The organism is Staphylococcus sp. LCT-H4 (assembly GCF_001866145.1).
Taxonomy (GTDB): domain Bacteria; phylum Bacillota; class Bacilli; order Staphylococcales; family Staphylococcaceae; genus Staphylococcus; species Staphylococcus succinus.
Genome location: NZ_MODY01000001.1, coordinates 920,124 through 939,184, shown reverse-complemented (window position 1 = coordinate 939,184; position 19,061 = coordinate 920,124). Strand labels below are relative to the sequence as shown.

Sequence of the window (19,061 nt, the reverse complement as noted above, 5' to 3'; positions counted from 1 at the left end):
TTGTAATAATTTTTCCTACACAACTTAAATTATGTAGAATAATTCGAATTTTTATAATCATGAACAGAACTTCATTCCAAAGGTAAATGAACCCCTATCGCCCTGATATGCAATCAATAAGACCCTGCAATAATAAAATTGCAAGGTACTTAACGCGTGTCGATATTATTTATTATACTTATCATTTAACTGATGTATTAGGCTCTTAAATTCAGCTTCAGACTTGAATTCAAATGTAATCTGTCCCTTTTTATTATTTGTAGTGATGGATATATTTGTTCCATATTGCTCTTTTAATTGACGCTCTTGCTGTTGAATCATTTTAGGTTTCATTTTAGGTTCAGTTGGATTAGTCTTTTTAACTTTATTTCCAAATTGTTCATTTACGTATGCTTCTAAGTATCGTACACTCCAAGATTCTTTGACGGTTTGCTTTGCAATGTCACGCATCTTTTGCGTATCTTTTACAGTTAATAATGTCCTTCCGTGCGCCCCTGATATAGTGCCTGCTTTAACCAGATCTGCCACATCTTTCGGTAAATGTAATAAGCGAAGCATATTCGCAATATAAGGTCTTGATTTACTCAAACGCTGGGCCACTTCTTGTTGTGTTAGATTTAAATCATCCATAAGTTTACGATAACTTTCTGCTTCTTCTATTGCATTTAAATCTTCTCTTTGCAAATTTTCAATAATTGCTAATTCCATCATATCTTCGTCTGTTAATGATTTTATAATTGCAGGTATTGCTTTTAATCCTGCAATTTGAGCAGCGCGAAACCTTCTCTCACCCACGACAATGGTATAACCATTAATTGTTTTTCGCAGAACAATAGGTTGGAGAATCCCATGGACTCTAATCGAACCCGCTAAATCTTCTAAACGTGCTTCATCAAACGTTTTACGTGGTTGGTAAGGATTGGCTTTTATTGAATTCACTTTAATATTTTGGACTTGTGCATTTGGTTCTAATTGTAATCTTTGATCTTCAGAATTTGTGATTTTAGACACCTACTTCCAGCATTCATTATAGATTTGCAAATTAATTTTTATGATTTTATTATATCATCCTTGCTGTGACAGATAATACAAACACCAAATAATTAGTTAAATCTAAATTTTCAGAAAAGTTATTGACAAACTAAATTCTAGTGTGTAATCTTAGGTATATCAAATTAAGAAATTGCAAATACGAAACACAGTAATAAGGAAAGTAAAACTTACACTGCTGACACAGAGAGTCTTTGATACGCTGAAAGAAGACGCGGAAAGAAAGTTCGAAAATGGCCTTTGAGTGTTGATGCCAATATGAGGTATCAACGGGATCGCCCGTTATAGCGATACAGTATTAACATTTTGTTCAATGGCGTACTGGATTTATCCACGCGTCGTATACTTCGTTAATACTCATTTTATTTCACTTTAAGATGAGTTTTATTTTTAACGAGGCTGCGATGACATGATTCAGTTTACGTTATAAAGTTAACATTTTGGCGTACTGGGTAAGGTTACTTTAGTGATAACGTAACAAACAAAGGTGGTACCGCGAGCTAAGCTTTCGTCCTTTACATCCGATATATTCGGGTTTAAAGGACGGAAGCTTTTTTATTTTTAACAAGGAGGTTATCTATTATGAAAAATACTGAACTAGCACAAATTGCTTTATCACAAGATCATACCGGAGCGATTGCGAATCCAATTTATTTATCAACAGCATACCAACACCCTCATTTAGGTGAATCAACAGGCTATGATTATACAAGAACTAAAAATCCTACACGCTCAGCATTTGAAGAATCATTTGCAAAATTAGAACGTGGGGTCGCATCTTTTGCAACTGCTAGTGGCATGGCAGCCATTCAACTTATTTGTAACTTGTTTAAATCAGGTGATGAAATATTAGTGTCTTTCGATTTATACGGCGGCACATTTAGACTCTTTGATTTCTATGAGCAACAATACGGCATCCAATTTAAGTATGTAGACTTCCTAAATTATGAAGAAGTAAAACAAAGTGTTTCAGAGCATACAAAAGCATTGTTTATCGAACCTATTTCAAACCCACAAATGATTGAAGTTGATGTAGATCCATACTACATCTTAAGTAAGGAATACAACTTATTAACCATAATAGACAACACATTCTTAACACCTTATCTTTCAACACCACTAGAAGAAGGCGCTGACATCGTTTTACATTCAGCTACTAAATACATCGGTGGCCACAACGATGTATTGGCAGGTGTTGTAACAGTTAAAGACGAATCTTTAGCAACACAATTTGCAGATTTACACAACATGATTGGTGCTACACTATCGCCTTTCGATAGCTACTTACTACAACGTGGTTTAAAGACATTACACCTTAGAATGGATCGTTCAGAATATAATGCCAAATTATTAGCAGAGCGATGTAAGCATTTAGAGGCTATTGATCAAGTCCTATATAGCGGACGTACTGGCATGCTAAGCTTACGCCTAAACCAATCTTATAAAGCTAATCGCTTTTTAGAAAACTTAGACGTCTGCATTTTCGCTGAAAGTCTTGGTGGCACTGAAACATTTATCACCTTCCCTTATACACAAACACATGTTGATATGCCGGATGAAGAAAAAGACAAACGTGGTATCGACGAACATTTACTTAGATTATCTATTGGTATAGAAAACTATGAAGATATTGAAAAAGATATTATTCAAGCATTAGAAAAATCTAAAGAAGGAGTGATTTCATGAGTTTATCCAAAGAAACCGAATTGATATTTGATGCACATAGAGGGAAAGATTATGATTCAGCCAATCCTCCTTTGTACGATTCTTCTACATTCCACCAAAAAGTTTTAGGTGGCGATGCTGCATATGATTACGCTAGAAGTGGTAATCCGAACCGTGCATTACTAGAAGAGAAATTAGCCAAACTTGAAGATGCAGATTATGCTTTCGCTTATGCTTCAGGTATTGCAGCCATTTCATCAGTATTACTTACTTTAAATGCTGGAGATCATGTTATCTTACCCGATGATGTGTATGGCGGTACTTTCAGGTTAACCGAGCAAATTTTAACACGCTTTAACATTCAATTTACGACAGTAGATACAACAGAATTATATGAAATCGAGCAAGCCATCCAAAAGAACACTAAATTAATTTATGTTGAAACACCTTCTAACCCACTGTTTAAAATCACAGATATTAAAGGTGTGGCAAACATTGCCAAACAACATAAGCTTTTAGTAGCCGTTGATAATACATTTATGACACCACTGGGACAGTCACCCCTAGCGCTTGGTGCAGATATTGTTGTACATAGTGCAACGAAGTTCTTAGGTGGCCACAGCGATATTATTGCTGGTGTAGCTATTACAAACAATGAAACAGTTGCAAACGCACTTTACTTATTACAAAACGGGACAGGTACTGCATTATCAGCCCAAGATAGTTGGACATTAGCAAAACATTTAAAAACTTTACCTGTTAGATTTAATCAATCTGTTGAAAATGCACAAAAACTTTATACCTTTTTATCTCAACGCGAAGAAATTGCTGAAGTATATTACCCAGGTAATGATAAGTTACACTTATCTCAAGCACGTCATGGTGGTGCAGTTTTAGGTTTCAGATTAAAAGATGAAACAAAAGCACAAGCATTTGTAGATGCGTTATCTCTTCCGCTTGTATCCGTAAGTCTTGGAGGAGTAGAGACGATACTTTCTCATCCAGCTACAATGTCTCATGCCGCAGTACCTAAGGCAGTAAGAGAAACACGTAATATTACGTTCGGTTTATTCAGACTTAGCGTTGGCCTAGAACAACCTGAAGAATTAATTGCAGATATAAATTATGCATTAAAGGAGGCTTTCAATGAGTCAACTACTCAACAAACTGAAGAACAACATACTCGTCGCTGACGGTGCTATTGGGACCATCCTCTATTCTGAAGGTTTAGATACTTGTCCAGAAGCATACAACCTGACACATCCTGACAAAGTTCAACGCATTCACCAATCTTATATTGAAGCTGGTGCTGATATCATTCAGACCAATACGTATGGTGCAAATTTTGAAAAATTAAAAGTGTTTGGGTTAGAACATAAAGTCAAAGATATCCACCAAGCTGCCGTTCAAATTGCTAAACAAGCTGCAAATAACGATACATTTATACTCGGCACTGTAGGTGGCTTTAGAGGAATTAAACAAGAAGACTTAGGCTTATCTGCAATACAATACCACACTGAAATACAAGTTGATACTTTAGTAGAAGCTGGTGTTGATGGTCTACTGTTCGAAACCTATTATGACTTAGAAGAACTTACTAATATTATTAAAGCAACAAGACGCAAATATGATATCCCTATCATTGCACAATTAACAGCTTTAAATACCAATTATCTCAGAGATGGATCAGAAATTAATACTGCATTAAAGCAAGTCGCAGCAAGTGGTGCTGACATTATTGGGTTAAATTGTCATCATGGCCCACACCATATGCAGCAATCATTTTCACATATTGAATTACCTGAAGGTGCTTATCTCTCTTGCTATCCTAATGCAAGTTTACTCGATATTGAAAATAGTGAGTTTAGATATAGTGATAATGCTGCCTACTTTGGCAAAGTTGCACAACAACTCATTAACGAAGGTGTTCGCTTAATTGGCGGCTGTTGTGGTACTACACCTGAACACATTCAATTTATCAAATCGTCTATAAAAGATTTAAAACCCGTTTCAAATAAGAAAGTTATACCCATTACCAAACAAAGTAGTCGTTCCAATACAACTTCCCAACAACAAACTTTAACATCAAAAGTCAAACAGCATCCAACAATTATTGTGGAATTGGACACGCCGAAGCACCTAGACACAGACAAATTTTTCAGAAATATCAAAAAACTTGATGACGCTAATATTGATGCAGTGACGTTAGCCGACAATTCATTAGCAACCGTCAGAATCAGTAATATTGCAGCAGCTAGCATCATTAAACAGCAATACGCTATAGAGCCTCTCGTACATATTACGTGTCGAGATCGCAACCTTATCGGATTACAATCTCATTTATTAGGATTATCACTACTTGGAGTCAATGAAATCCTAACCATTACTGGTGATCCTTCTAAAATTGGTCATTTACCCGGTGCATCTAACGTATACGATGTGAATTCCAAAGGGTTAACCGAAATTGCACTACGCTTCAATAAAGGAATCAACACTGATGGTGATGCGCTGAAGACAAAGACAAACTTCAACATCGCAGGTGCTTTCGACCCTAATGTAAAAAAATTAGATGGCGCAGTCAGACGATTAGAAAAGAAATTAGAAAGTGGCATGAACTATTTTATTACGCAGCCAGTCTATAGTGCTGAAAAAATCAAAGAGGTTTATGAAGCAACGAAACATTTAGATGCTCCATTTTTTATCGGTATTATGCCAGTAACCAGTTATAAAAATGCACTGTTTTTACATAACGAAGTGCCTGGCATCAAATTATCAGATGAAATTTTAGAGCAATTCGAAGCTGTTAAAAATGATAAAGCAAAAACAAAAGCATTAAGCCTTGAACTTTCAAAAGACTTAATCGACACTGTACACGAATATTTTAATGGTTTGTATTTAATCACACCATTCCAAAGTGTCGAATACACATTAGAACTTGCAGCATACTCTAAACAAATTACTTCAAATAAACAGGAGGCAATATTATGACAATTAAAACATCAAACTTAGGATTCCCAAGATTAGGTAGAAAAAGAGAATGGAAAAAAGCAATCGAAGGTTACTGGTCAAACAAAGTAGATTTAGACACTTTACACCAACAGTTAACAGATTTGCATAAAGAAAATTTATTGCTACAAAAAAACTATAACTTATCAAGTATCCCAGTCGGTGATTTCTCACTTTATGACCATATTCTTGATACTTCTTTACTATTTAACATTATCCCTGAACGTTTCCAAGGTAGAGAAATAGATGATGATTTATTGTTTGATATCGCTAGAGGGAATAAAGAACATGTTGCAAGTGCTTTAATAAAATGGTTCAACACAAATTATCACTACATCGTACCAGAATGGGATAATGCAGAACCAAAATTAAATCGTAATGTATTGTTAGAACGTTTTAACTATGCAAAATCTTTAAATGTTAATGCACATCCTGTGATTGTTGGCCCTGTTACGTTTGTGAAATTATCTAAAGGTGGCAACCAATCATTCGAAGAAAAAGTAAATACATTATTACCTTTATATAAAGAAGTATTGCAATCATTAGTAGATGCTGGTGCAGAATATATTCAAGTTGATGAACCTGTACTTGTTGAAGATGATAGTTCAGATTATGAAAATATCACAAAAGCTGTATACGACTATTTCGCTGAAGCTGGTTTAGGTGAACATCTTGTCATTCAAACTTATTTTGAACGCGTTAATTTAAAATTCTTAAACAGCTTACCTGTAAAAGGTTTAGGTCTAGACTTTGTTCATGACCGTAACTTTAACTTAGAACAAATTAAAGCTGGAGATTTGGATAACTCTAAAACGCTTTATGCAGGTATTATTGATGGACGTAATGTTTGGGCAGCCGATATTGAAGCTAAAAAATCACTTATTGAAACATTATCAGAAAATACAAATGACCTTGTCATCCAACCTTCATCATCATTATTACACGTACCAGTTTCATTAGATGACGAATCACTTGATGAATCTATTGCAGAAGGTCTGAGTTTCGCAACTGAAAAACTGGATGAATTAGATGCATTAAGACGTTTATTTAATGAAAATGATGATACTAAATACAATGAACTTAAAGCCCGTTATGAGCGTTTCCAAAATCAATCATTCAAAAACCTTGAATATGATTTCGATAGTGTCCGCACTTCAAGACAATCTGTATTTTCTGAACGTAAAAAAGCACAAGATGCACTTTTAAACTTACCTGATTTACCAACAACTACGATTGGTTCATTCCCACAATCTCAAGAAGTACGTAAACAACGTGCAGATTGGAAGAACAGCCGTATTACAGATGAAGATTACAAAACATTCTTAAAAAATGAGATTGCTCGTTGGATTAAAATCCAAGAAGATATAGGCTTAGACGTCTTAGTACACGGAGAGTTCGAACGTAATGACATGGTAGAATTCTTTGGTGAGAAACTACAAGGATTCTTAGTGACTAAGTTTGGTTGGGTTCAATCATATGGCTCTCGTGCCGTTAAGCCGCCAATTATTTATGGAGATGTTAAATGGACTGAACCACTTACAGTTAAAGAAACATTGTATGCCCAAAGTTTAACAGACAAACCTGTAAAAGGTATGTTAACTGGTCCAGTAACCATCTTAAACTGGTCATTTGAACGCGTAGACTTACTCCGTGAAGAAGTACAAGATCAAATCGCCTTAGCAATCAATGAAGAAGTGCTCGCTTTAGAAGAAGCTGGCATTCAAATTATTCAAGTAGATGAACCAGCATTAAGAGAAGGATTACCACTTCGTTCAGAGTATCATGCTGACTATTTAGATAAAGCTGTACATTCCTTTAAGCTCGCTACATCTTCAGTGGCGGATGCAACACAAATTCATACACATATGTGTTACTCTCAGTTTGGACAAATCATCCATGCTATCTATGACTTAGACGCAGACGTGATTTCCATTGAAACTTCGCGTAGTCACGGTGACTTAATCCAAGACTTCGAAGATATCACATATGACTTAGGTATCGGTTTAGGTGTTTATGATATACACAGTCCACGTATTCCGACTGAAGAAGAAATTACAGCAGCTATTAACCGCGCTTTACAAGAAATTGACCGCTCTCTTTTCTGGGTAAATCCAGACTGTGGTCTAAAAACACGTAAAGAAGACGAAGTAAAAGAAGCCTTAACTGTATTAGTCAATTCAGTTGATAAATTACGTAAGACGACAAACTCAGCAACTGTTCAATAATAACTGAATTCAGGTGATAGACATGAGTTATCCATTATGGAATCAATTAGAACAATTAAAATCATCAACGTGGGTTGATTTGACCCACACTTTTGATGAAACCATCCCATGCTTCAGTGAATTTGAGCGTGCGAAAGTCTCGACATTATTTAACGTAGCAGATGATGGATTTTATGTACAGAATTGGAATATTGTCAGTCAATATGGTACACATATTGATGCCCCAATCCACTTTGTAGAACATAAACGGTATTTACATGAACTCGATTTAAAAGAACTTGCCCTACCACTTATTGTTTTAAATTTTTCACAAGAAGTAGCTAAAGATGCTGATTTCATATTAACGCGCAAACATGTTGAACAATGGGAAGCAGCTCATGGCAAGATAGAATCTGGTACTTTTGTTGCTTTGCGCAGCGATTGGTCCAAACGTTGGCCTGACATCGAACAGTTTGAAAATAGAGATAGCAAGGGTAACCTTCATTTACCAGGTTGGGGTTTAGATGCCCTACAATATCTCCTTGAAGAGCGTCAGGTTAAAGCCATAGGTCATGAAACCTTTGATACAGACGCTTCTATAGATGTAGCTAAAAACGGTGATATTGTTGGTGAACGCTATATATTAGGTCAAGATACGTTTCAGGTTGAATTACTCACTCATTTAGACCTATTACCAACGCGAGGTGCTATCATTTACACTATTAGCCCTAAACCAAAAGATGCACCTGGATTTCCGGTACGCGCTTTTGCTATTAAACCTTAAAAGTCACTCTAGAATGACTTCAAAAAATTGCAATTCAGCAACAAACATAACTCTAGCCATTAAATATTATTAATTTATAAGAAGTTGAGCCCTTCTTGTAAATAATCATCTTCTTTCTAAATATACGAACCCCAAATCTTCTTTAACTCAGAACGATTTGGGGTTTTTCTATATTAAAATTATAAAGATAGCCTATACATTCAAACATTACATAAATCACAAATAATTAATAAACATATTCAATAATGTTATAATTTTTATAAATTTCAAATAGTAATGATATGAAATTTTCACCATCTTTCTTAAGAAAAAATAAAACGAGGTGACTGCTTTGGAACTTAATGAAAAAAACACCCCTTTTGATCAAACACAATTGGGTCTTATAAATCAACTTTTACCAACGCTTACGACAAATCAACAACATTGGTTAAGTAGTTATTTACTTCATTCCGATGATCAAGATACAACAATCACTTCTACATCTTCAAATATTAGCGAAACTGATACCTCTGCCAAAGCATCGGGTACTCATTCTGATGAACCGATAGAAATCAACATTTTATTTGGAACAGAAACAGGCAATGCTGAAGAAATTGCAGACCAATTCGAAGCAACCTTAAAATCACATCATTTCAATGTTCACTTGTGGGATATGGATGACTTTCCACAAAATGAGCTACCAAATACAACTTATCTGTTCATTATCTGTTCAACTCAAGGTGTAGGAGAGCCTCCAATCAATGCTATAGATTTTCACGAATTCCTACACAGTGATCAAGCACCTATGTTAACGCATTTGAAATTCTCGGTGTTAGCACTTGGAGACCAAGATTTCCCAGACTTTTGCCAAGCAGGTAAAGAATTTGATGAAATCCTGGGTAAACTTGGCGGACAGCGTTTAGCTGATAGAGTAGATTGTGACTTCGATTATGAAGATGACGCTGAAAAATGGATGACAGATATGGTGAACTTACTTTCTCAAAATGCTCCTAATCATTCTGCTATCGATGATTCAGTGGAGTCACATGTCACGATTGAAACGTCTGATGAGGAGGCATACTCTAAAGTCAATCCGTTTCACGCTGAAGTCCTAGTAAATGCTGTACTAACAGATTCGAATGCCACAAGAGAGGTCAGACATCTTGAATTATCACTCGAGGGATACAACGAATCTTATGAGCCGGGTGATAGTTTAGTTATCATTCCTGAAAATCATCCCTCTCTCGTTGAGCATGTGCTAGAAACTCTAAGATGGCAACCCGATACGGTTATTCACATTGGAAAAGACGCACAACCCTGGACAGTCAGAGCAGCATTAACACACTACTTTGAGATTTCAAAGTTAACACCTTCATTGGTAAATCAAGCTGCTGAGTTATTTAGAAACCCAATGTTAAATGCAAATGTACAAAAAAGTGATTGGGTTCAAAGCTATATTGATGGCCGAGACTTTATTGATTTAATTAAAGATTTTTCACCAGTATCACTTGAACCCAATATGTTAAACCAATTATTAAGAAAACTACCACCTAGAGAATATTCTATTGCAAGCAGTAACCAAGTCAATCCTCATAGCGTTCATATTACTGTACGAGTAGTTCGATATGAATCACATCATCGTGAACGTTTAGGTGTTTGCTCTGTACAACTTGCTGAACGCGTGAACACTGGAGATACGGTTCCTGTCTTCATCAAGAAAAATGCACATTTCAAATTCCCCTACGATGAATCGACACCGGTTATTATGATAGGCGCTGGCACAGGAATTGCGCCATATAGAGCCTATCTCCAACAAAGAGCACAATTAGGATTAAAAGGGTCTCAATGGTTAATCTTTGGAAATCAAAATTACTATGCTGATTACCTATATCAAAGTGATTTAGAGGCTTGGCTCAATGACGGTGTACTCAGTAAATTAGATTTAGCTTTTTCACGTGATACTGAGAATAAAATTTACGTTCAGCATCGTATAGAAGAAAACGGCGCAGAGTTTTATCGTTGGTTATCGCAAGGTGCAACCATTTATCTGTGCGGTGATAAAGATGAAATGGCTAAGGGCGTACACAACGCCTTAATAAATGTACTAACCCACCACGGAAATTATGATGAAATCGAAGCTGAGCACTATTTAAGTGACTTAATTAAAAATCAACGTTACCTGCGTGATGTTTATTAATCATATTTCTGCAATGCGATACTTTCCGTTACGTCCCAATTATTTAGATTAAATTAAAAAGCATCATAAAAAAACACCTTAAAGGAACGGGTTTTCCCTCTATCCCTTAAGGTGTTTTCTAATTATGAGTTGTTGTTAACTTAACATATCGCTATATTAGTTCCCTACATATTCAAAAATACCTGCAGCACCCATACCGACACCAATACACATCGTGACCATACCATACTTGGAACCTGGTCTTTTCTTCATCTCTGAAAGTAATCTACCCACGAGCATTGCGCCGGTGGCTCCAAGTGGATGACCTAAAGCTATTGCACCGCCATTGACATTAGTCTTAGCCATATCTAAGCCTGTTTCTCTAATTGAAGCGAGTGTTTGTGAAGCAAAGGCTTCATTTAGTTCTACAAGATCCATGTCATCTATATTTAACTCTGCATCTTTCAGTACTTCCGGAATAGCATACGCCGGTCCTATGCCCATTAATTTAGGATCGACACCTACTGCTTTAAATCCAACAAAGCGTGCAATAGGTTTTACACCTAGCGCTTTCATTTTTTCACCAGACATCACTACTACAAAACCAGCGCCATCTGTCAACGGGGCTGAAGACCCTGCCGTCACTGTGCCGTCAGCCTTAAACACTGTTGGCAATTGAGCTAACGCTTCTGTAGTAGTATCTGGACGAATTAATTCATCTTCTTTAAATACCGCTTTATTAACTACAGGCCCGTTTTGATTATAAGAGACTTTATTAACATCAATGGGAATGATTTCCTCTGTGAATTTACCAGCTAACTGCGCTTCTTTCGCGCGTTGGTGACTTTGTACAGCATAGGCATCTTGATCTTCTCTAGATACATTATAAGTATCTGCCACCATTTCAGCAGTAAGGCCCATTGGATATGAGACACCTGAATCTTTATCTTGAAGAATAGGACTATTCGTTGGTTCATTGCCTCCCATCGGTACTGCACTCATCAATTCGACGCCTCCTGCTACAAGTACATCTGCTTGGTCAGCAATGATTTGATTCGCTGCATGAGCAATAGTTTGAAGACCTGATGAACAATAACGATTCACTGTTTGACCAGGCACTTCTTTGGGCATTCCTGCTAAGAGTGCTATTGCTCTTGCGATATTTTGTCCTTGTAACCCTTCTGGAAACGAATTTCCAACGATAACATCTTCTACCATACTTGAATCGAATGTGCCCCCTACTCTTTCCAATACACCTTTTAATACTTTAGCGGCAACCTCATCTGGTCTTTCATGAGCCATTGCTCCATTTAACTTCGCCTTACCAGCTGCTGAGCGACCATAAGCTACTATATATGCTTCTCGCATTTCACTTCATCCTTCCTTGTTTACAATTCTATGATTAATTACGTAGCGGCTTCCCTTTTTCTAACATGTGAGAAATTCTGTCATACGTTTTTTTATTTTGTAGAAGTTCTAAGAATCTTTCTTTTTCAAGTGTTTGTAAATAACGTTGGTTGACGTATGTGTTTCGAGGTATATCTCCACCTGATAACACCTCCGCTACTTTTAACGTAATTTCATAATCGTAGTCACTGATAAAGTTTCCTTGACGTTGAGCATCAAGCTGACCTTCAGCTAATGCTTTAAAATCACTTCCTAAAGCAATATACTGTGATTTTGGTGTTGGAATATAGTTTGTTGCTGCTTCGTAACGTGCGCGATCCAAAGCAACTTCAACCCGTTTTTCCATATTTAATATCACGGTATCTGTGTCTCGCAAATAGCCATATCTGATTGCTTCGTATGCATTCGTTGATACTTTAGCAAATCCTACATTCATTAGTATTTTTGTTACTTGTGCTTGTTTATCATCATTTTTATGATTTGTGCGTAATACGCGATCCGTCAATTCAGCAAGGCCGCCACCAGCTGGTAGTAGACCCACACCTGTTTCTACAAGACCAATATATGATTCACTTGCAGCTACAACAAATGGAGAGTGTAATACTAATTCACAGCCCCCGCCTAGTGCTCTACCTTGAACAGCAGTAACAACTGGTTTCAATGCATGTTTTAGTCTAGCGAAAATATAATGTAATTTTTCGACCATTACTCCTACTTCTGATACCACTTGGTTTTCTTCATGTGCTTTTTTCATTTGGTACAAATTCGCACCGACACTAAAGTTATTTCCCTCTGCGTAGATAACCATACTGCTAAAGTCTTCATCTTCTAACTTATTAATGGATTCTAATAAGTCATCAAGAAATCCTCCAGTAATCACATTATTTTTACTTTGTAATTTTAATAACAACTGATCTTTATTTGCTACAGACAAATTAGAATCTGATTTATCCCATATTTCACTATCTACATATTGTGACACAGGTGTAATGCGTTCAATCGTTTCATCTTCATTATAGAATGGTTTATTGCGCTGTTCTATCCATTCTGGCAATTGTCCTAACTCTTGCTTCATACGTGTTTTCACACGATCAAAACCAATTAAATCCCATAATTGGAATGGTCCTTTTTTCCAGTTAAAGCCCCAAATTAGAGCGCGATCAATATCTTTAAAATCTACAGCAGCTTTAGGAACGTTTATTGCAGAATAATAGAAATTATTTCTCAACGTCTCCCATAAAAACACCCCTGCGTCATCTTGTGCATTAAATATGATATCTAAATTTGATGCCAAATCTTTACTAAACTTATTTAAAATTTCAAGTTGTGGTGGTTGTGGTTTTACATAATCACCTTGTCCAGGATCAAACACAAGCCTTTTTTTATTTTCTTTTTTATAAAAACCTTGTTTTGTTTTATTACCTAAGGCGCCACGATCTACTAACATTTCAGCAATTTTTGTATCATGGAAGAAATGTTGTTCTTCTGGTACTTGTTGTAAACCACTAATCACTGCTGTAGCAATGTCTAATCCAACTAAATCTGACAAACCATAGGTGCCCATCTTCGGACGGCCGATACTACGTCCGGTTAAAGCATCTATTTCTGTAATAGAAAAACCTTGTGCCTCTCCTCTATACATAATGTCATTCATTGTTTGGGTCCCTACGCGATTAGCTACAAACCCCGGAACATCATTTGCGACAATAACACCTTTACCCAGAACATCTTCCGCAAACGCTTGAACCCGTTCTAACACTCCTGGGGACGTCTTTGCGTTAGGAATAATTTCAACCAATTTCATAATACGCGGTGGATTAAAGAAATGCATACCGAAAAATCTCTCTTTATCGCTATCGTTAAATACGTTTGCAATTGCTTCAATTGGTATGCCTGATGTATTAGTTGCAAAGATCGCTTTATCTTTTGCTATAGCTTTCACTTCATCCCAAATCTGATGTTTAATACTCACTTCTTCTTTAACCGCTTCAATATATATATCTGCATCATCTTGTGAATTTAAGTCATCTTTAAAGTTTCCATACGTTAAATTTGATGCAAATGATAAATCGAATAATTGTGGGCGTTTCGGATTAGTGATTATTTCATATGCTTTCTTCGAAATTTTATTAGGCTCATTATCATCTATCACCATGTCCAGCAACTTCACTTTCAAGCCTGCATTGACAAGGAGTGCGGCGATTTGACTACCCATCGTTCCTGCGCCTAGCACTGTCGCTTTTCTTATCGTCATATAAAACCCTCCAAATTGATTATTTCTATAGTTATTGTTTATATTCACCTGATTAGATAAACGCAGAATCTCCAGTGATGAATCTACCAATCACAAGTGCATTAATTTCATGTGTGCCTTCATAAGTGAATACTGCTTCGGCATCTGAGAAAAATCTAGCGATATCATATTCAGCAGCTAATATACCATTGCCACCTGTGATACCACGTCCCATAGCTACAGATTCCCTTAATCTTAAAGCGTTCATCATTTTAGCAGTAGATGTTGCAACTTCATCGTATTCACCTTTAGCCTGCATACGTGCGAGTTGAGCACATGTTGCCATAGCCTGAGCTAAGTTTCCTTGCATCATGGCTAGCTTTTCTTGGATTAATTGATATTTACTAATTTCTTTACCAAATTGTTTACGCTTAGTGACATAATCTTTTGTTGCACGTAATGCTCCAGCCATTGCACCTGTAGCCATATATGCAACACCTGCACGCGTAGAGTATAAGACTTTTGCTATATCTTTAAAACTATTAATATTCTGTAGTCTTTTATCTTCTGTGACCACCACATTATTCAATTTAATATTGGTGTTCGGCACAATACGTAATGCAATTTTGTGCTGAATGACATCAATATCCACACCTTCTTGGTTGGGTTCAATAATAAAACCTTTAGGCTTTCCTGTTTCAACATCTACTGCAAATACCGGAATAACATCTGCTACATTAGCGCCGCCAATCCATTTTTTAGCACCATTGATAATCCATTTATCTCCTTCTTTTTTAGCAGTTGTTTCTAATCCTCCGGCAACATCTGAGCCATGTTCAGGTTCAGTTAAAGCAAAACATGTTCTTAATTCATGAGATTGTAACTTAGGAATATAGTAAGCCACTTGTTCTTTGCTACCTCCGAATAGGAAGGCATTATGCCCTAACCCTTGATGCACGCCTAAAAGCGTTGCTAATGATACATCAAATTTAGCGACCGTATAAGACATAAAGAATTGGAATAATTGACTCGGTGTGCGTGCATCTTCACGTCCTTCAAACAGTAAGGGATTATTAAAATAATTTAATTTACCCAATTCTTCAAAATAATCTTCCGGCTCAGTAGCGTTAATCCAATGCTCATTAATAGAATCTCGGTATTTTTCTTCTAGTAAATCATTCAGCTGTTTTAATAACTTTACTTCCCCTTCTGTTAAATCCTTTGCAACGCTTAAAATATCTTCTGGATATAGTGCTTGAATAAGCTCTTCTTTTGTTGACATAAATAAAACCTCCGCCTCTATTTGATATCGCTTACATTTTCTTGCAAAAAAATTTGAACTGTCTTTTCATTTTTGAGAATTTATACTAGTTCATCATCTTGTTGATGTTCATCATGCGCTTTTTTATTCATAACTTGCTTTAACTCTAATTTATCAGGTTTAGACGTTGAATTAAGTGGCATGTGTGTAACTTTTAAATACATTCTTGGAATTTTGTAACCTGCTAATCGCTCTCTCATATGAGCATCGAGTTTTTGTTCATAATCTGAATCATTTTCTGTCAATACGATTGCTGCGGAAACAGATTCGCCAAATTTAGGACTCTCATAACCAAGTACGACACATTGTGCAATCAATGGGTGTTCTGATAATACTGCTTCAACTTCAGATGGGAGCACATTCTCACCACCAGTAATAATAAGCTCTTTACGACGGTCAACAATAAATACATCCCCATCTTCATCAATTTTAGCTAAATCACCTGTTAGGAAATATCCATCTTTAAAGGATTTGGCTGTTTCTTCTGGTTTGTTCCAATATCCTGGCGTTACATTTTTACCTCTCACAGCTAATTCGCCAATTTCACCAACTTGAACATCTTCATAATGTTCATCGAATATTCGAATATCGATAAACATTACAGGTTTACCAATACTACCAGGTTTTTTCACGCCGTTTTCTGGTGTGTTAACCATGACAAGCGGCGCTTCTGTTAAACCATATCCATTAATAATTGAGTGTCCCATGGCATTAAATTTTTTCTGTACGCCAGGCAATGGCGCTGATCCCCCTTGAATCAAAAAGTCTAGGTTTTCAAAATTATGAGGGTTAAAATTATCTGCCACAAGCATGGCATAATACATTGTTGGTATTAAAATTAAATAGTTGGGTTGATATGCCTCCATCAAGTTATTCAATGCCTCTCCATTGAAGTAGCGTTGTAGAATCACAGTACCACCTGCCATCAATAAGGGTAAGGTTAAATCATTAAACCCTAACACGTGGAACATGGGCGTAGCGATAATTGTTCTATAATCCGCATCTATTCTATAAGTTAATACTAAATTAATAGGATTATTAACAAATGAGTCGTACGTAAACATAACACCTTTGGGTAACCCTGTTGTGCCACTGGTATACATTAATACTGCTAAATCATCGCTCTCTAAATCTGCTGCTTTAAAGGGACTATGCTGTTTCGGGTCTACTATGGCATCATATTCTTGTGAGTCAATATCCATATGCACCAAATCATCTGCGATACCTTGCAAACTTGATAGATGCTTCGCTGCATAGAAAATCATTTTTACTTGTGAATCATCAATGACACTTTCAATTTCTTGTGGCTTTAATCTCCAATTTATTGGTAAATATACGGCTCCTAATTTGAACGAAGCAAACAACAAATCTAGAATTGCAACATCATTAGGTGCAAATATACCTACTACATCTCCACGTTCAATACCTTGATTGTGTAAATAGTTAGCTAGATTATCTGCGCGTGCATTCATATCTTGATACGACCATTCTGTACCTTTCATTGGATCGATAACTGCTGCTTTTACTTCATCAAAATCTGCCCTAGTTCTTATCCAGTCATAGTTCATATTTTTCTCCCCCTTATTTATAGACGATACTCCGATCTAATCTCGTGAGCCAAACCTCCCCATTGCTGGAGATAAATAGCTTTGTCCATAACCTTAAGTTCTTCGGAAATTAACGGTTTAAAATCCATATTTGCTAAAATATCTCTTTCTAAATCTAGTCCAGCTGCAATTTCAATTAATTTTAAGCCTTGCTCTGTTAATTCAAACACTGCGCGCTCGGTGACAAAATATACTTCTTGGCCTAACTCTTGGGCATATTCAGCATTAAAGTCCATACTCCCCACTGCTTCAACAAATTTAGTTGCATGACCTTGCGCTGTTATATGTACACCATCATCGTCGTAATTAAGTTGACCCCCCACAACCATCGCACCTGAAAAGACTATTGTTTTTACCGTTTGACTAATATCAATAAACCCTCCACAACCGTTCATTTTATCTCCAAATTTAGAGACGTTCACATTACCATGTTGATCGACTTCTGCAAAGCTTAAAAAAGCAATATCAAGACCACTGTTGTATATAAAATCCCACGTCTGGTCATGTCTCATGCGGGCACTTAAATTGTAATTCATTCCAAAGTAATCTCTACTTCCGATAATGCCACCGAAGACGCCAGTATCAATATTGAGTTGAACCAAATGATCTGCCTCTTCCTCAATTAATACATTGGATAATTCATTATTTATGCCAAAACCAATACTTACCACATCACCTTCGAGTAATAGTTGAGCAGATCGCCTCAAAATAACTTTACGGGTATTTAAATCTAGATAAGGTTCTCGCATCTCAGTAATTTGATAATGGCCTGAAAGTGCCGGATCATAATAAGATTGAATCGCCTGTCTATGATATTTTGAATCTTCATTCACTACTACATAATCTACAAGTTCTCCCGGAATAAATACTTCACTTGGATTAAATTTTCCGCTCTGAATAATTTCTTTAACCTGCACAATTACCTTACCTTTATTTTTATGCGTGGTGGCTGCTACACTATATCCTTCACCCAGATGAGATTCATGGGTCATAAAAATATTACCTTGAGTATCGGCATATGTTCCTCTAAGTAATGCCACATCTACTTCTGGAAAATGATACTTCAAATAATCTTGATTTCCAATTTCAATCAAAGATACTAAATCCTCGGTGGTCTTTGCATTGACCTTGCCGCCAGAATATCTCGGGTCTACATTTGTATTGAGTCCGATCTTGGTTATTGTTCCTGGAGAAGCATCAGTCTGACTTCGATAATGTGTTGCAATAACACCTTGTGGTAAATAATATGCCTCAATTTCATTATTACGCATAGCACGAATCGTTTCAGGCGCAGCAGTAATAATACTTGTAATCAGTCGCTTTACCATGCCCCGCGTCACAAAAGAATCTAAATCATAACTATCCCCCCGATAATCACTAATATCATTCGTTAGCATTATTGTCAGGTCTTGAGGTGTGTTAAAGTTATCGTGTTGGTCAACAATTGCTTTAAGTATTTCAGTTGGTAAATTACCAGATGATAAAGCTGCTATTGATATGACATCACCCGAATTAATGATATCTTTCAAATTAGAAAATGAAATAATTTTCATACAGTAATCTCCTATCTTTGTATAATCCAACCTAGGTTATTTTTATGGTTTTATCTCTCCTTTTAACAATGTAATC

At 36.3% G+C, this 19,061-nt stretch carries 12 protein-coding genes and 1 other annotated feature; of the genes, 6 read left to right on the top strand and 6 right to left on the bottom strand.

Annotation, left to right across the window (positions count from 1 at the left end; translation table 11 throughout):
• Nucleotides 1-165: 165 nt before the first annotated feature.
• Entirely contained in the window at nt 166-1,002 is an 837-nt protein-coding gene (locus tag BK821_RS04275; RefSeq protein WP_071331357.1) for a ParB/RepB/Spo0J family partition protein, read from the bottom strand.
• A gap of 190 nt (nt 1,003-1,192) precedes the next feature.
• Nucleotides 1,193-1,569, top strand: a binding site (T-box leader).
• Nucleotides 1,570-1,632: 63 nt separating this feature from the next.
• Here BK821_RS04275 and BK821_RS04270 point away from each other — a divergent pair.
• The 6 genes from BK821_RS04270 to BK821_RS04245 all read left to right on the top strand — a co-directional run bounded on the left by BK821_RS04270 (nt 1,633) and on the right by BK821_RS04245 (nt 10,885).
• Complete coding sequence (locus BK821_RS04270; protein WP_071331292.1) at nt 1,633-2,736, top strand: PLP-dependent transferase; 1,104 nt, start codon at nt 1,633-1,635, stop codon at nt 2,734-2,736.
• Nucleotides 2,733-3,908 carry a cystathionine beta-lyase MetC gene (metC, locus tag BK821_RS04265; protein ID WP_071331291.1) on the top strand — a complete coding sequence of 392 codons (1,176 nt, stop codon included), beginning with the start codon at nt 2,733-2,735 and terminating at the stop codon, nt 3,906-3,908. Before BK821_RS04270 ends, metC begins: the two co-directional genes overlap by 4 nt.
• On the top strand, nt 3,862-5,703 hold the full coding sequence (locus BK821_RS04260) for a bifunctional homocysteine S-methyltransferase/methylenetetrahydrofolate reductase (RefSeq protein ID WP_071331290.1): 1,842 nt from the start codon (nt 3,862-3,864) through the stop codon (nt 5,701-5,703). The genes metC and BK821_RS04260 overlap by 47 nt, the downstream gene beginning before the upstream one ends.
• A complete protein-coding gene (gene metE / locus BK821_RS04255; RefSeq protein ID WP_119596686.1) occupies nt 5,697-7,946 on the top strand; it encodes a 5-methyltetrahydropteroyltriglutamate--homocysteine S-methyltransferase in 2,250 nt (749 codons plus the stop codon). Before BK821_RS04260 ends, metE begins: the two co-directional genes overlap by 7 nt.
• A 22-nt stretch (nt 7,947-7,968) precedes the next feature.
• Nucleotides 7,969-8,709, top strand: coding sequence for a cyclase family protein (locus tag BK821_RS04250; RefSeq protein WP_046836966.1), 741 nt, complete (start codon nt 7,969-7,971; stop codon nt 8,707-8,709).
• Between the two features lie 331 nt (nt 8,710-9,040).
• Nucleotides 9,041-10,885, top strand: a complete 1,845-nt coding sequence (locus tag BK821_RS04245; protein ID WP_071331288.1) for an assimilatory sulfite reductase (NADPH) flavoprotein subunit — start codon at nt 9,041-9,043, stop codon at nt 10,883-10,885.
• Nucleotides 10,886-11,041: 156 nt separating this feature from the next.
• Here the strand turns inward: BK821_RS04245 and BK821_RS04240 are convergent, their stop codons facing one another.
• The 5 genes from BK821_RS04240 to fadX all read right to left on the bottom strand — a co-directional run bounded on the left by BK821_RS04240 (nt 11,042) and on the right by fadX (nt 18,985).
• The gene (locus BK821_RS04240) at nt 11,042-12,232 is read right to left on the bottom strand and encodes a thiolase family protein (RefSeq protein WP_046836968.1); all 1,191 of its coding nucleotides are present in this window, start codon (nt 12,230-12,232) and stop codon (nt 11,042-11,044) included.
• 34 nt (nt 12,233-12,266) lie between these two features.
• Nucleotides 12,267-14,525: a 3-hydroxyacyl-CoA dehydrogenase/crotonase FadB gene (gene fadB, locus BK821_RS04235; protein ID WP_071331287.1), complete on the bottom strand. Its 2,259-nt coding sequence runs from the start codon at nt 14,523-14,525 to the stop codon at nt 12,267-12,269.
• Nucleotides 14,526-14,577: 52 nt separating this feature from the next.
• Entirely contained in the window at nt 14,578-15,786 is a 1,209-nt protein-coding gene (gene fadE / locus BK821_RS04230; protein ID WP_046836970.1) for an acyl-CoA dehydrogenase FadE, read from the bottom strand.
• 80 nt (nt 15,787-15,866) lie between these two features.
• A complete protein-coding gene (fadD, locus tag BK821_RS04225) occupies nt 15,867-17,393 on the bottom strand; it encodes a long-chain-fatty-acid--CoA ligase FadD (RefSeq protein ID WP_046836971.1) in 1,527 nt (508 codons plus the stop codon).
• Between the two features lie 17 nt (nt 17,394-17,410).
• Nucleotides 17,411-18,985, bottom strand: a complete 1,575-nt coding sequence (gene fadX, locus BK821_RS04220) for a fatty acid degradation protein FadX (protein WP_071331286.1) — start codon at nt 18,983-18,985, stop codon at nt 17,411-17,413.
• Nucleotides 18,986-19,061 lie beyond the last annotated feature (76 nt).

Bases quoted from the DNA above. Each gene is read 5' to 3' on its own strand.
- BK821_RS04270 (WP_071331292.1), top strand. From the start codon at position 1,633: ATGAAAAATACTGAACTAGCACAAATTGCTTTATCACAAGATCATACC.
- metC (WP_071331291.1), top strand. From the start codon at position 2,733: ATGAGTTTATCCAAAGAAACCGAATTGATATTTGATGCACATAGAGGG.
- BK821_RS04260 (WP_071331290.1), top strand. From the start codon at position 3,862: ATGAGTCAACTACTCAACAAACTGAAGAACAACATACTCGTCGCTGAC.
- BK821_RS04250 (WP_046836966.1), top strand. From the start codon at position 7,969: ATGAGTTATCCATTATGGAATCAATTAGAACAATTAAAATCATCAACG.
- BK821_RS04240 (WP_046836968.1), bottom strand. From the start codon at position 12,232: ATGCGAGAAGCATATATAGTAGCTTATGGTCGCTCAGCAGCTGGTAAG.
- fadB (WP_071331287.1), bottom strand. From the start codon at position 14,525: ATGACGATAAGAAAAGCGACAGTGCTAGGCGCAGGAACGATGGGTAGT.
- fadE (WP_046836970.1), bottom strand. From the start codon at position 15,786: ATGTCAACAAAAGAAGAGCTTATTCAAGCACTATATCCAGAAGATATT.
- fadD (WP_046836971.1), bottom strand. From the start codon at position 17,393: ATGAACTATGACTGGATAAGAACTAGGGCAGATTTTGATGAAGTAAAA.
- fadX (WP_071331286.1), bottom strand. From the start codon at position 18,985: ATGAAAATTATTTCATTTTCTAATTTGAAAGATATCATTAATTCGGGT.